Source organism: Amycolatopsis sp. CA-211722 (assembly GCF_056828465.1).
On the sequence record NZ_CP184752.1, the window covers coordinates 4,025,655 to 4,039,515 of the forward strand.

The following is a 13,861-nucleotide window of genomic DNA, read 5'->3' on the forward strand; positions in this document are numbered from 1 at the left end:
CGGTGAACTTCGCGATCGGCGTCTTCGACCTCTTCGCCTACACCATCCCCGGCGCGCTGTACGTCGCGTTCTTCGGCTACCTCGGGACGAAACTCCACCTCCTGACGGCGGCGAGCGTCGGCGGGGTGCCGACCGTGCTCCTGGTCGTCGTGATCGTGGTCCTCAGCTTCCTGTTGGGCTACCTGGCCTATCCGCTCGGCGAAGCGCTGGAGCGGATCGTGCCGCGCAGGCGGAACCGGGACGCCGCCGCGGAGTTCGTCCGCCGGATGCCCGCGGCCGAGGACCGAGCGTTCCTGAAGGAGAACCCGCATCTCCTGCTGTGCGCGCTGCAACTGCACGACAAGGAGGTCGCGGCCGACGTCACGCGGCTGCGCGCGTCCGGGCTCATGGTGCGCAACTGCGCGCCGCCGTTGCTGGCCGGGGCGGTCGCCGGGATCGTCGACATCTTCGCCGGCAAGCATCCGTTCATCGCCGCCGTGATCGCGGCGTTGCTGCTGTTCGCGTCGCTCACGCTGGTTTCGCAGGGCCGGAAATTCGGGCTCTGGGCCGGGATGAAGACCTTCGAGCTGGCGTTCTGGCTGCCGGAGATCGACGAGAAACTGGCGGTTCCTCAGAAGGACGAAGCCAGCAGGACCCCCGCGACGGCGACCTCGACGCAGCCGCCGAGCACGTCCCCGGTGATCCCGCCCAGCCGCTGAACGCACCGTGCCAGCAGCGCCGCCGCGGCCAGATAGCCCAGCGCCACCGCGGCGAGCCCTTGCCACCACGGGAGTACCAGTGCCGCCGTGCCCGCGAGCACGACGAACACCACCGCCGCCGCCCACACCGGTACCGAACCGGCGACGGTCGCGCCCAGTCCTTCCGGCCGTGCCGAGGGGACACCGCGCGCACAGCACAGCGAGAGCACCCCGCGTCCGGCGACGACCGCCACCGCGACCGCCGCGATCCCGTGCCCGGCCGCGATCGCCCCGGCCAGCGCGCCGGTCTGCACGAGCAACGTCAGCACCAGTGTCGCGATCCCGGTCGGCCCGGAATCCCCGCGCCGCATGACCTCCAGCGCTCGTGCGCGGTCGTACGAAGCGCCGAGCCCGTCCGCGGTGTCGGCGAGCCCGTCCAGGTGAAGGCCGCGGCTGCCCAGTGCCACCGCGCCCAGCGCGAGCGCCGCCGACGCGACCGCGGGCAGGCCGATCAGCTCGCCCAAGAAGACGATCACCGAGGCGACGGCCGCGAGCGGCAGGACGGCGAGCGGGGCGAGCACCATCGCGCCGCCAGCCACCCGCCGGTCGATCCGCCCCGGCGCCGGCACCCGGACCGTGGTCAGGGTGCCGACGGCCATCTTCAGCGCGTCGGCGATCAAGCCAGATCCGCCAGCAGGCCCATGTCCGCGAGGATCGCCCGCGCCGCCCGCAGCGTCGGCACCGCCTGCACGGCGCCGCTGCCCTCGCCGAGCCTCAGCCCGAGGTCGAGGATCGGCTCCAGCCCGAGCGCCTTCAACGCGAACGCCTGCGACGGCTCGGTCGACCGATGCCCGGCCAGCCACCACTGTTCGGCGCCCGGCGCGATGTCACGCGCGACGAGCGCGGCGGCCCCGGAGAAGACGCCGTCGAGCAGTACCGGAACCCCGCGGACCGCCGCCTGCACGAGAAAGCCCGCCGTCGCGGCGAGACAAGCGCTGCCGAGAGCGGTCAGCGACGTGAAGGGGTCCTTCACCGCACCGGCCCGGATCAACGCGGCCTCGACGACCGCGAGCTTCCGCGCCCGCCCGTCCGCGTCGATCCCGGTGCCCGTCCCGACGACGTCTTCCGGGAGAAGGCCGAGCATCGAGGCGACCACGGCCGCGCAGATCGTCGTGTTGCCGATTCCCATGTCGCCGGGGATGAGCAGATCCGCGCCGTCGTCGATCTCCTCGTCCGCGATCGCCAGCCCGTGCTCGAACGCCGTCCGCGCCTCGCCCTCGGCGAGCGCGTCCTCGACGTCGATCGAACCGGAGCCCCGCCGGACCTTGTGCGCGGTGACCTCGGCGGGCACGTCCGCGCCGTCCCAGTCCACGGCGATGTCCAGCACCCGCACCTTCGCCCCGGCCAGCCCGGCCAGCACGCTGACGCCGCTCTTCCCGGCCAGGAACACCCGCACCATCGCCGCGGTGACCTCGCGCGGATACGCCGACATCCCGGAAACCCCGTGGTCACCGGCGAAGACGACCACACGGACGTCGTCGAGCGGCCGCGGCGGGACGACGCCGTGCGCCGCGCTGAGCCACGCGGCCAGGTCTTCGAGCCGTCCGAGCGAACCCAGCGGCTTGACCAGGCCGTCCAGTCTGGCGCGCGCGGCGGCTTCGGCGGCGGCGTCCGGGGTGGCGATACGCATGGGCACTCCCTAAGGCAGGTCGAGCATCCGTCCGGCGACGACCAGCACGGTCCGGTCGGACACCGCGGAGACCCGATTGTTCAGCGCGCCCAGCACATCACGGAAAACGCGTCCGGACACCGTCGCGGGCACCACACCGCTGCCGACCTCGTTGCTGACCGCGATCACCGGCACGCCGGCCTGCTCCCACGCCGCCAGGAAGTCCTCCAGCCGGTCGTCGAGCCGCCGCTCCCAGCCTTTACGCTGCTCCCAGGCGCCGACCTCGTCGAGCACCCGGCTGATCCACGTGCCGAGACAGTCGATGAGCAGCGGATGCGTCGCCGTGCGCAGCACCGTGGCCAGGTCGGTGGTCTCGACCGTCTTCCAGTGGCTCGGCCGCCGCGCGCGGTGCGCGGCCACCCTGGCGGCCCATTCGGGATCTTCGGCGCTCGGCGGCAGCCCGGGCGCGACGTAGGTCAGGTGCGGGTGGCGGGACGCGAGCCGCTCGGCGTGGTGTGACTTCCCAGAGCGGACGCCGCCCAGTATCAGCACCTTGCCGTCGTCGCGCGAATAGCGGCGAAGTGCCCGCGCGAGGGTCTCCAGGACCTTCGCGAGGCGATGCGTCAGCTTGGTCATACCCCGCATTCTCGTGCACGCGCTACCGTTCGCCACGTGCCACTCCGACAAGCCGCCACCGCAGCCGGACTCGTGACCGGTTACGTCGCCGACGCCGTGTTCGGAGATCCACGGAAGTGGCATCCGGTCGCGGGCTTCGGCCGGGCCGCGCACGCCCTCGAACAGCGGGTTCACGCCGATTCGAAGGTGCGGGGCGCGGCGTACACCGCGGTCTGCGCGGGCACGGTCACCGGATTGGGGGTCGCGGCCCAGTTCTTGACGCGGAAGCGTCCCTTCGCGAGGTTCGCGCTCACCGCGGCGTCCACCTGGGTGGTTCTGGGCGGCAAGGGGCTCGCGGCCGAGGGCACGCGCATGGCTCATCTGCTCGACGACGGCGACCTGCCCGGCGCGCGGCGACGGCTTTCGCATCTGTGCGCCCGCGACGCCACCGGGCTCGACACCGAACAGCTCGCGCGGGCGACCACCGAGTCCATCGCCGAGAACACCTCCGACGCGGTCGTCGCGCCGCTGCTGTGGGGCGCGGTCGCGGGGATCCCCGGCCTGCTCGGTTACCGCGCGCTCAACACGCTCGACGCGATGGTGGGCTACCGATCGCCGAAGTACGCCAACTTCGGCTGGGCATCGGCGCGGGCGGACGACCTGGCGAACCTGGTGCCGTCCCGGGTCGGCGCGGCACTCACGGTGGCGTCGGCGCCGCTGGCCGGCGGTTTCGCCAAACCTGCGTTCCGGATCTGGCGCCGCGACGGGAAGCACCATCCGAGTCCCAACGCGGGCCAGGTCGAGGCCGCCTTCGCCGGCGCGCTCGGGATCAAGCTGGGCGGGACGAACAGCTACGGCGGACGCACCGAACGCCGCGGCGTCCTCGGTGACGGCCGTGAGCCGGAACCGGTGGACGTGCGCCGCGCGGTCCGGCTGTCGAGGGCGGTCGGTCTCGCCGCGCTCGCCGTCGCGGTGGCGGTCACGCGGTGAGCGGCCTGCTCGTGGCGGGGACGACGTCGGACGCGGGCAAGAGCCTCGTCACCGCCGCGTTGTGCCGCTGGCTCGCGCGCCGGGGCGTGCGGGTCGCGCCGTTCAAGTCCCAGAACATGTCGAACAACTCGATGGTGTGCGCGGACGGCGCCGAGATCGGCCGCGCGCAGTGGCTCCAGGCGCGGGCGGCCCGCGTCGAACCCGAAGCCGCGATGAACCCGGTACTGCTGAAACCCGGGAGCGACCGCCGCAGCCACGTTGTCGCGCTCGGGAAACCCTTCGGCACGCTGGAAGCGGGGGAGTACGCCACGGGCCGGGCCGGGCTCGCGGAGATCGCCTTCGACACGTTCTCGTCGCTGCGAAAGCGTTTCGACGTCGTGCTGTGCGAGGGCGCGGGAAGCCCGGCCGAGATCAACCTGCGCGAAGGCGACTACGTCAACATGGGGCTGGCACGGCGCTTCGGCCTGCCCGTGGTCGTCGTCGGTGACATCGACCGCGGCGGCGTCATGGCCGCGATGTTCGGCACTCTCGCCCTGCTGTCCGCCGAAGACCAGGCGCTGGTTTCGGGCTGGCTGGTCAACAAGTTCCGCGGTGACGTCGGCCTGCTGCGGCCGGGGCTGGAGACGCTGGAAAAGCTCACCGGCCGCGAGGTCTTCGGCGTGCTCCCCTGGCTCGACCAGGTGTGGATCGACTCGGAGGACGCGCTCGCGGCCGCGGGCTGGGGCGCCTCCGGCGGGTCTCTGCGGGTCGCCGTCGTGCGGTTCCCGCGGGCCTCCAACGCGACCGACGTCGACGCGCTCGCCGCCGAACCCGGGGTCTCTGTCGCGCTGACCGCCGATCCCGACACGGTCCGTTCCGCCGACGTGGTGATCCTGCCGGGTTCCCGGGCGACCGTGGACGACCTGGCGTGGCTGCGTGCGCGCGGCCTGGCGGACGCCGTGCGCGCACGGGCCGAGGCGGGACGTCCGGTGCTGGGGATCTGCGGCGGCTATCAGATGCTGGCCGCGGAGATCGAAGACGACGTCGAATCCGGCGCCGGAACGGTCCCCGGTCTCGGCCTGCTGCCGACCCGCGTCTCGTTCAGTGCCGACAAAGTGCTGGCCCGGCCGAGGGGATCGTGGCGCGGGCAATCCGTGGAGGCGTACGAAATCCACCACGGCACCGTGGCCGCCACCGGTCCCGCCGAGTCCTTTTTGGACGGATACCGGCGGGGCGCGGTGTGGGGCACGATGTGGCACGGGGCCTTCGAGAACGACGGTTTCCGCCGTGCCTGGCTGGGCGAGGTGGCGGACTGGTCACCCGCCGCCGGGGCGCCGGGGTTCGGCGCGCTGCGGGAGTCCATGCTGGACCGGCTCGCCGACGCCGTCGAAGAGCACGTCGACACCGGGTCCTTGCTGCGCCTGATCGAAGACGGCGCCCCCGGCGGCCTGCCCTTCGTGCCGCCGGGCGTCCCTTGACGCGTTTCGTCCTCTAAATGCGGTCCTTGCGCATGCAACTACCGCATTCAGAGGACGAAACGCCTAGCTGACCCGCACGGCTTCCTTGTGCTTCAGCGCCTTCTCGGCCAAGGCCCCGAAGGCCAGCCCGAGCGCGGTCCAGAGCACCACCTGCGTCCCGACCGAAGCGAGCCGGAAGGTCCACAGCGTGGAACCCGGGAACCCGTCGGGGACCTCGTCGATCGACGGCAGCAGAGCCGCCGCCACCCCGATCAGCACGACATACCCGCCCGCGGCGATCAGGCCGCCGCGCCAAGCGCCGAGCCTGTCGGCCAGCTTCCGGCCGAACGCCGCCGCGAGGACGCCGACCAGCAGCGAAAGCGCGACGAACCCGAAGTACAGCGAAGTCCGGCTCCCGATCGTGCCCGCCTGGCCGACCGCGGGCGGATTCCCCGGGTACTTCAGGAACGGCACCAGGAACACGACCACGAAGGCGCCGCCGGCGAGCAGAGCCGCGGTCACCCGCGGCCGCAGGGTGCCGAGGCGCCCGTAGACGAAGGCGAACGCGAGCGAGAACAGCCCGCCGACGGCGACGCCGTACAGGCCGACGCCGGTCAGCAGGCCGACGGTGCTCTGCACGCCGCGCGTGACGAGCTCTTCCTCCGCTTCCGGAGGAGCGTGTTCATGGGCACCCGGAGCGCTGTGCGAATGAGCCGCGGAGCCTTCGAGACCGATGGCGGCATCGACCGAAGGCTCACCGAAGAAATACGCGAAAAGGGTCGCCAGGACACCGGCGACCAGGCCCGCGAGCATGCCGCGGACCAGCAAGGTCCTCATCATGGGGCGCGTGCCGCCTAGTGGCAGGGGAAGGCCAGCAGGTGCCGGCCGTCGTGGACGAACTCGTGGACGTACGAGTTCGCGAACACCGACACCGCACCCTGCTCCGCGCTGACGAAGTACAGCGTGATCAGCGAAAGGAGGATGACGAGCACCGCCCAGGGCAGGATCTCGCGGACGGGGATCCGGACGGGGACGGGTACTGCGGCTACCGCTTCGGACATGGCGGTGGACCTCCTCGGGCTAGCGCGGCCTCTTCAGGGGTTGTCACGACGGCTCCGGGTCTGGCTTCCCCGATGGCTCGGGGTCACAGTGGCGCGACCGCGCGGATTCTCACCGCGTTCCGGGTGCCGTCGTCTGGCCGGTCGAGCGTAGGTCGCCACGAAGCGTCCGGTCAATGTGACGGACCCCGATCGGCGCAGGCTCGTTACGGCGGCGGGCATCCACCGATCGGTTGATGGCGGCTCCACCGCGGCCCTCGGGGATCTTGGCCACGCGGTTGATTCGGCGGACCGCCGCCGCGAGGCATCGTCTTCGTATGGCAATCATCGAGGTGGAAGACCTCGTCAAGCGCTACGGCGACCACACCGCGGTGGACGGGGTCGGTTTCGCCGTCGAGCAGGGCGAGATCTTCGGCATCCTGGGCCCCAACGGGGCAGGCAAGACGACGACGGTCGAATGCGTCGAGGGGCTCCGCGTCCCGGACGGCGGGACCATCCGGGTGTGCGGGCTCGACCCGCGACGCGAATCCGGTGAGCTGCGGCAGTCGCTCGGCGCGCAGCTGCAGGAAAGCGAGCTGCCGGACAAGCTCAAGGTCCGCGAGGCGTTGGAGCTGTACGCCTCGTTCTACCGCGACCCGGCCGACTGGCGGGAACTGCTCACCACCCTCGATCTGACCGACAAGATCGACACCCAGTACCGCAGGTTGTCCGGCGGGCAGAAGCAACGGCTGTCGATCGCGCTCGCGCTGATCGGCAACCCGAGGGTGGCGGTGCTCGACGAGCTCACCACCGGCCTGGACCCGCAGGCCCGCCGCGACGCGTGGGACCTGATCGAGCGTGTTCGCGACCGCGGCGTCACGATCCTGCTGGTCACCCACTTCATGGAGGAAGCGGAACGGCTGTGCGACCGGCTCGCGGTGATCGACTCCGGCCGCGTCGTCGCGCTCGACACGCCGGCCGGGCTGGTCGCCCGCGTCGACGACCGGCAACGCATCCGATTCCGTCCGTCCGCCCCGCTGGACCACTCCGTGCTGACCGCACTGCCCGAGGTCACCTCGGTCGAACGCTCGGGGGATCAGCTCGTCGTGACCGGCACGGGGAACGTCCTGCTCGCCGTCACCACCGTGCTCGCCCGCAACCAGGTCACCGCGGCGAGCCTGCGGGTCGAGCAGGCGTCGCTGGACGACGCGTTCGTCGCGCTCACCGGCCGTACCATCGACTCCTGAGGAGAGCACCATGTCCGCCCTCGCCCGGCTCACCGTCGCCGAGACCAAACTGTTCTTCCGCGAGCCGATGCTCGTGTTCTTCGTGCTCGCGTTCCCTCCGCTCCTGCTCGTCGTCCTCGGCGCGTTCCCCGGTATACGGGAACCCAGCGAAGACCTCGGCGGCGCCAGGGCGATCACCCTGTACCTGCCGATCATCGTCGCGATGGGCCTCGCCATGTTCGCGCTCAACAGCGTGTCCCAGCTGCTCGCCACGTACCGGGAGAAAGGCGTGCTGCGGCGGATGCGGACCACCCCGGTGAAACCGCACCTCATGCTCGGCGCGCAGCTGACGATGTCCACGCTCCTGTCCGTGGCGACGATGCTGGTCGTGCTGGCCATCGGCAGGGTGATGTTCGACGTGGGCCTGCCCGGACAGCCGTTCGCCTACCTGATCGCCTATCTGCTGACCGCGCTCGCGATGTTCGCGATCGGCCTGCTCGTCGCCTCCGTCGCGCCGACCGGCAAGAGCGCGGGCGCGATCGGGACCCTGCTGTTCTTCCCGATCGTGTTCTTCGCCGGTCTTTGGGTGCCCCGCGCCCAGATGAACGACGTCCTGCGGAAGATCAGCGACTTCACCCCGCTGGGCGCCGGCGTGCAATCATTGCAGGACGCCGCCGCCGGTCACTGGGCGCAACCACTGCAGGTGGCCGTCCTGCTGGGGTGGACGATCGTGGCGGGCGGGCTGGCCGCCCGGTACTTCCGCTGGGAGTGAGTCGTGGGCGTCGAAGCGGAGTTGCGCGCGGAGTTCGACCGTTGGGAGCGCGTCGAGACCGCGGTCTTCAAGGTCCTTCCGTACGTGCTGCTGGCCGTCGATGTCCTCGTCTCGGTGCTGCTGGCGATCTGGCGGGTGCCGGTGCACCTGCCGACCGTGCTGGCCCTTTCCGCCGGGATCCTGGCCTGGTCCGTCTGGTTCCACACACTCCACCCGGAGTGGCACGGGAACGGCCCGTTGATGGGCCTGTACTACACGGGGCTGATGGTGCTGACGGCCTGTCTGGTCGCGGTGGCGCCGTGGTTCGGCCTGTTCGCCTTCATCGGCTACCCCCAGGCCTTCCACTACCTGAAAGGCCACTGGCGATACGCGGGGGTCGCGGCCACCTCCGTGATCTCGGCGGTGGCGTACCTGGGCGGGCTGAGCAACATCCAGGACGAGCACCTGTGGCCGGCGTTCGCGGCGCTCAGCGTGATCATCACCGTGCTGGCCGGGGCCTTCTCCCGGATCGCCGAGAAATCCGACCAGCGCAACCTCAAGCAGAAGCAGGCGCTCGCCGAGTTGAACGAGGCGAACGCCAGGCTGGAAGCGGCCCTGGAGGAGAACGCCGGCCTGCACGCCCAGCTGCTGGTCCAGGCCCGGGAGGCCGGGGTGCTCGACGAGCGGCAACGGATCGCCAGGGACATCCACGACACCTTGGCCCAAGGCCTCGCAGGCATCCTCACTCAGCTTCAGGCCGCGGAGCAGACCTTGGACGAGCGTCCGGTGCCGCACCGGCACGTGACGAACGCGATGAACCTCGCGAGGGAAAGCCTGACCGAGGCGCGCCGGACGGTGCACGCGGTGCAGCCGGAACCGCTCGCCGAGGGCAGGCTCCAGGACGCGATCGGCGAGGTGGCCAGACGCTGGTCCGAGGTGAACCACGTCGAGGCGGTACTGACCACCACCGGCGACCCGCGGCCGATGCACGCCGACGTCGAGGTGACACTGCTCCGCGCCGCGCAAGAAGCACTGGCCAACGTGGCCAAGCACGCGAAGGCGGCCAGGGTGGGCCTGACACTGTCGTACATGGAGGATCTGGTGACGCTCGACGTGCGCGACGACGGAGTGGGCTTCGAACCCGCTGCCGCGCGTGCCAACGGTTCCGCCGAAAGCGGGTTCGGGCTGGCCGGTATGCGCCAGCGCGTGCGTCGTCTCGCCGGCCGCCTCGAGATCGAGTCGGAGCCGGGTGGGGGTACGGCGATCTCGGCCTCGGTGCCGGCGATTCCGGCCGGGGCCGAGCGATGATCTCGCTGCTGATCGTCGACGACCATCCCGTCGTCCGGGACGGACTGCGGGGCATGTTCAGCGCCGATTCGCGGTTCGACGTCCTCGGTGAGGCCGGGGACGGCGAGGAAGCCGTCACCGCCGGGGTGAAGCTCCGGCCCGACGTGATCCTCATGGATTTGCGGATGCCCCGCCTCGACGGCGTCAAGGCCATCGAGGAGCTGGCGAAACGCGGGGTGGCTTCGCGGATTCTGGTGCTCACCACGTACGACACGGACAGCGACGTGCTGCCCGCCATCCAGGCGGGTGCCACCGGATACCTGCTCAAGGACGCTCCGAGGGACGAACTGTTCCGCGCGGTGGAGGCGGCCGCGCAAGGGAAGGCGATGCTGGCGCCTTCCGTCGCGGCCCGGTTGATGGGGCAGATGCGCCGACCGGCCCCGGGGCCGCTCTCCCAGCGTGAACTGGAAGTCCTGCGGCTGATCGCCCAGGGGGCGACGAACCGCGAGGCGGCGAAGAGGCTGTTCATCAGCGAAGCGACGGTGAAGACACATTTGCTGCACGTGTACGCGAAGCTCGGCGTCAACGACCGGGCCGCGGCCGTGGCGACCGCGTTCTCCCAGGGATACCTGACATCCCGTGACTGACCGGCGACGCTGGCGGATCCCTGCCGTCCACGTCGGTCCGCATGCCAAAATCCAGCTATGACACCTGCGGTGGCGGCACTCGACGTCGGCGGCACGTCCATCAAGGCGGCCCTGTACGACGCGGATCTGAAAGACCTCGCGAGCCTGCGCGAGCCGACGGCGCGCGGGGCGGACGGCGAGGCGCTCGCGGACCAGGTCGCGCGGATCGTGGAAACGCTGGGCAAGCAGGCGGGGACCGGGAAGCCGGACGCCGTCGGCGTGGTCATCCCGGGCATCGTCGACGAAGTCACGCGGGTGGCCCGATTCTCGGCGAACCTCGACTTCCGGAACGTCGCGTTCGGCGAGCTGCTCGACCGCAGGCTGGGGTTGCCGTTCGCGTTCGGGCACGACGTCCGCGCCGGCGGGCTCGCGGAGTTCCGCGTCGGCGCGGGCAAGGGCTGCACCGACGCCGCCTTCATCCCGGTCGGCACCGGGATCGCGGCCGCGCTCCAGCTCGACGGGAAGCTGTACGCCGCGGGTGGCCAGGGCGGCGAAATCGGGCATATCGACGTCGGCCATCGGCTGCCGTGTGGTTGCGGCGCGACGGGCTGCCTGGAGGCGATCTCCTCCGCGTCGGCCATCGCCCGCCGCTACAGCGAGCACACCGGACGGCCCGCGGACGGCGCCGAGCAGGTGGTCGACGCCGCCCGGCACGGCGACGAGGCCGCCATCTCCGTGGTCGACGACGCGCTCGAAGGGCTCGGCCACGGCATCAAGACCCTGGTCACGCTGCTGGCGCCCGAGGTCGTCGTCCTCGGCGGCGGCCTGTTCACCGCGGGCGACTACGTCCTCGAACCCGTGCGGGCGTGGCTGGCGGCGAATCTGCAATTCCAGCGGATGCCCGAACTGCGGATCGCGCGGCTCGGCGACGAGGCGGGCAGGCTCGGCGCCGCGCTGCTGGCGTTGGACAAGCTCAAGCCGTGACCACCCGCACGCCTTCCTCTTCGAAGGCGTGCACCCGCTCCGGATCCGCGCGGCCATCGGTGACGAGCACGTCGACATCGGTGGTCGCGCAGATCTTCGCGAAGGCGTGACCGCCGAGTTTCCCGCTGTCGGCGAGCACGACGACCTGCCGGGCGCGGGCCGCCATCAGCCGGTTGGTGCTCGCGTCGCCCTCGTGATGCGCCTGCGCGCCGTGCACCGGGTCGAAGGCGTCCACCCCGAGGAACACCAGATCGAGCGAGATCTGGTCGAGGAACAGCTGGGACAACGGCCCGGACAGGTCGAACGACTGCTGCCGCGCGACCCCGCCGGTCACCACGATCTTGACATTGGGCCGCACGGCGAGTTCGTGGGCGATGTTGAGCGCGTTCGTCACCACGGTGAGCGACGGCCCGCCGGTCGGTTCGCCCATGTCCGGCCGGGTCGCGAGCGCGCGGCCCACCTCGGTGCTCGTGGTGCCGCCGTTGAGGCCGACCACCATGCCGGGATCGACCATTCTGGCCGCGGCGGCGGAAATCCGTTGCTGTTCGGGCGCGTTGCGCGCGGCCTTGTGCCGCAACGGAAGGTCGTAGGCGACGTTGCTCGCGACGGCGCCGCCGCGGGTGCGGACCACGAGATTGCGGCCCGCCAGGTGATCGAGGTCCCGGCGGATCGTCGCCGGGGAGACACCGAGTTCGCCCGCCGAAACCTCGACGTCGACTTTTTCCCGCTCTCCCACCATGTCCAATAAAGCCGTGAGCCGCTCATGCCGATTCATCCCCAGCTCCCTCCCCGAAGCCCGATGTCGCTTACCGCACCGGACAAAGTACTACGCGTCGCGAAAGGGGCGGGTTCGGGACGCCGGGGAGAAAGGGAAATGGGCGGGCGCCGGCCACCCCCAGTGTGACCGGCGTCCGCCCGGTGGCCGGCACGCCCAGGACCGGCCCGTTTCGCAGGCTATCCCCGCCGCCTCCGGATCGATATCGGATTTACGCCCGTTCCGGTGACGTTCAACGGATATTCGCCGCCGGCTCAGCCCTTTCCGCCGAGCCCGCGCAGGAAGGCGAGCGACGGCATGAAGAAGTAGTCACCGCCCTTCAGCGTCACCGCCTGCGGGATCGGATCCGCGGTCACCGTCTGCGAGCCGGCCCATTCCGTGGTGTAGACCGATTCCGGCCGCGGGCCCTGGCCGATGACCGGGTCGAGGCCCGGCGGCTTGACCCCGACGGGCGGGAACGGGAATCCCGGGTTGTTCGACCAGGTGGCCTGGGTGAACTCGAACTGGTTGCCCAGCACCGAATTGAACGCCATGAACAGCAGTCCGACGCCACCGCTGGGCCGGGCCGACGGCGGCAGATCGGCGTTCGGGTCGTCGGCTCGTTCGCCGTAGGGCACGCCCCGTCGCGCCATCAGGTGCAGACGTTCCTGTGGCGGCGGTTCCGCGCCTCCGCTGCCGCGTGGGTTCGTCTTCCGGATATGCGCCTGGAAGGGGCATTTGGCGCCGGCGGCGTCACTTCCGTAGTCGAAGTTGTTCGGTACCGGACTTTCCGCACCCTCTTCTCGTTGCGCGGTCAGCGGGGTGCCGTCTTCGAAACGGCCGACGATCATCGCGCCCGCCCGTTCCCGGTCTTCGCCGACTAGTCCCAATTGATCCGCCAGCGCCTCCTCCGACTGCTTGAATCGCCGGACGTTCTGTTCCAGTTTGCGGAAAACGAAGTAGCTGCCGAAATGCACCCCGGGGTCGGGGGCGGCGTGATCCGGGACGAGTACCTGGTTCAGCGTAGCGGTCGGATCCCAGACGCTGACGCCGTCCGATTCCGCCTTTTCCACTTGGACGTCCTCGACCAGGAAGAGCGGCTGGCTCCGGCCGTCGACGTAACCGAAATGCTCGATTCCGTCACCGTTGGCGTTCACCCGGCCGAATCCGGTTTCCTCGGCGACGACGGAAATCGTCGACGGAATCAGCGCCAGAACCTCGTTCCGGCGCGCGGTCATCGGAGCGTCCTCGGCGTCGCCGACGATGACGACCGCGTGGATCTCGTCGTGGTATCCGTTGTCGAACGTGGAGCGCGGCGGGTCGTTCAGCTTCTCGCGGGTCTCCTGCGCGCGCATGCCGAGACGGAACGATTCGTCTTGCGGCGTCTCGATTTTCAGGAACCGGTAGCCCGCGGCGGTGAGCCCCGTACCGACGTAGGGCGACCCCTTCACCCCTTCGGTTTTGAAGCGCTCGACCTCGGTGAGGTGGGTCTTCGCGGACTTCATCAGCGGGACGAGCGACGCGAGGAACCTCATGGCGCCCGGCGCCTCCGAAAAACGGAGGAACAGCGCAGAAAAATGGTCGCGAGCGTGCGCTTTGAGGATGTTCGGCTGTAGTTCTTCGAGCATCTTCGCGGCGTCGCCGGTCGCGGTCTTCCATTCCAAGGGCATGGTCAGATCGACGGACATATCAAGGAACCCCCTCCTTGGGAACCCTGTGCGGCGACGGTCCCCGCCGCCGCACAGGTCTTACTCCTTGATACAACCGATACCGAAAGCTCGCCGTCATCACCCGTAAGTACACTCTTCC

15 protein-coding genes are annotated in these 13,861 nt (G+C 70.6%); 8 read left to right on the forward strand and 7 right to left on the reverse strand.

Annotated elements, in window-relative coordinates; translation table 11 throughout:
* The first annotated feature begins 2 nt into the window (after positions 1–2).
* Entirely contained in the window at positions 3–698 is a 696-nt protein-coding gene (locus ACOCEP_RS19555) for a hypothetical protein (RefSeq protein ID WP_482339069.1), read from the forward strand.
* Here ACOCEP_RS19555 and ACOCEP_RS19560 read toward each other — a convergent pair.
* From ACOCEP_RS19560 to ACOCEP_RS19570, 3 genes are read right to left on the reverse strand one after another with little or no spacing between them, the layout of a single operon-like run.
* Positions 611–1,357: an adenosylcobinamide-GDP ribazoletransferase gene (locus ACOCEP_RS19560; protein WP_482339071.1), complete on the reverse strand. Its 747-nt coding sequence runs from the start codon at positions 1,355–1,357 to the stop codon at positions 611–613. The genes ACOCEP_RS19555 and ACOCEP_RS19560 overlap by 88 nt on opposite strands.
* Entirely contained in the window at positions 1,354–2,367 is a 1,014-nt protein-coding gene (gene cobT, locus ACOCEP_RS19565) for a nicotinate-nucleotide--dimethylbenzimidazole phosphoribosyltransferase (protein ID WP_482339073.1), read from the reverse strand. Before cobT ends, ACOCEP_RS19560 begins: the two co-directional genes overlap by 4 nt.
* Positions 2,368–2,376: 9 nt before the next feature.
* Positions 2,377–2,982, reverse strand: coding sequence for a bifunctional adenosylcobinamide kinase/adenosylcobinamide-phosphate guanylyltransferase (locus ACOCEP_RS19570; protein WP_482339075.1), 606 nt, complete (start codon positions 2,980–2,982; stop codon positions 2,377–2,379).
* 36 nt (positions 2,983–3,018) lie between these two features.
* Between ACOCEP_RS19570 and ACOCEP_RS19575 the strand changes: the two genes are divergently transcribed.
* Together ACOCEP_RS19575 and ACOCEP_RS19580 are read left to right on the forward strand one after the other, a co-directional pair.
* On the forward strand, positions 3,019–3,951 hold the full coding sequence (locus tag ACOCEP_RS19575; protein WP_482339077.1) for a cobalamin biosynthesis protein: 933 nt from the start codon (positions 3,019–3,021) through the stop codon (positions 3,949–3,951).
* Complete coding sequence (locus ACOCEP_RS19580; RefSeq protein ID WP_482339078.1) at positions 3,948–5,408, forward strand: cobyric acid synthase; 1,461 nt, start codon at positions 3,948–3,950, stop codon at positions 5,406–5,408. The genes ACOCEP_RS19575 and ACOCEP_RS19580 overlap by 4 nt, the downstream gene beginning before the upstream one ends.
* A 63-nt stretch (positions 5,409–5,471) precedes the next feature.
* Here ACOCEP_RS19580 and ACOCEP_RS19585 read toward each other — a convergent pair whose 3' ends face one another.
* A complete protein-coding gene (locus ACOCEP_RS19585) occupies positions 5,472–6,227 on the reverse strand; it encodes a CbtA family protein (RefSeq protein WP_482339080.1) in 756 nt (251 codons plus the stop codon).
* A 14-nt stretch (positions 6,228–6,241) separates the two neighbouring features.
* Positions 6,242–6,448, reverse strand: a complete 207-nt coding sequence (locus ACOCEP_RS19590; protein ID WP_034312940.1) for a CbtB domain-containing protein — start codon at positions 6,446–6,448, stop codon at positions 6,242–6,244.
* A 314-nt stretch (positions 6,449–6,762) separates the two neighbouring features.
* Between ACOCEP_RS19590 and ACOCEP_RS19595 the strand changes: the two genes are divergently transcribed.
* From ACOCEP_RS19595 to ACOCEP_RS19615, 5 genes are all read left to right on the forward strand, one after another.
* Entirely contained in the window at positions 6,763–7,671 is a 909-nt protein-coding gene (locus tag ACOCEP_RS19595) for an ABC transporter ATP-binding protein (protein WP_482339083.1), read from the forward strand.
* Between the two features lie 10 nt (positions 7,672–7,681).
* Positions 7,682–8,422, forward strand: coding sequence for an ABC transporter permease (locus ACOCEP_RS19600; RefSeq protein WP_482339085.1), 741 nt, complete (start codon positions 7,682–7,684; stop codon positions 8,420–8,422).
* A 3-nt stretch (positions 8,423–8,425) separates the two neighbouring features.
* Entirely contained in the window at positions 8,426–9,709 is a 1,284-nt protein-coding gene (locus tag ACOCEP_RS19605; protein ID WP_482339086.1) for a sensor histidine kinase, read from the forward strand.
* Positions 9,706–10,335: a response regulator gene (locus ACOCEP_RS19610; protein WP_482339088.1), complete on the forward strand. Its 630-nt coding sequence runs from the start codon at positions 9,706–9,708 to the stop codon at positions 10,333–10,335. The genes ACOCEP_RS19605 and ACOCEP_RS19610 overlap by 4 nt, the downstream gene beginning before the upstream one ends.
* Positions 10,336–10,404: 69 nt before the next feature.
* Positions 10,405–11,298 (forward strand): ROK family protein, encoded by an 894-nt coding sequence (locus ACOCEP_RS19615; protein ID WP_482339765.1) that lies wholly within the window; start codon positions 10,405–10,407, stop codon positions 11,296–11,298.
* On the opposite strand, the gene ACOCEP_RS19620 is transcribed toward ACOCEP_RS19615, so the two are convergent.
* Together ACOCEP_RS19620 and ACOCEP_RS19625 are read right to left on the reverse strand one after the other, a co-directional pair.
* Positions 11,288–12,073 carry a DeoR/GlpR family DNA-binding transcription regulator gene (locus ACOCEP_RS19620; protein ID WP_482339089.1) on the reverse strand — a complete coding sequence of 262 codons (786 nt, stop codon included), beginning with the start codon at positions 12,071–12,073 and terminating at the stop codon, positions 11,288–11,290. The genes ACOCEP_RS19615 and ACOCEP_RS19620 overlap by 11 nt on opposite strands.
* A gap of 254 nt (positions 12,074–12,327) precedes the next feature.
* A complete protein-coding gene (locus ACOCEP_RS19625) occupies positions 12,328–13,740 on the reverse strand; it encodes a Dyp-type peroxidase (protein WP_482339091.1) in 1,413 nt (470 codons plus the stop codon).
* Between the last annotated feature and the right edge of the window lie 121 nt (positions 13,741–13,861).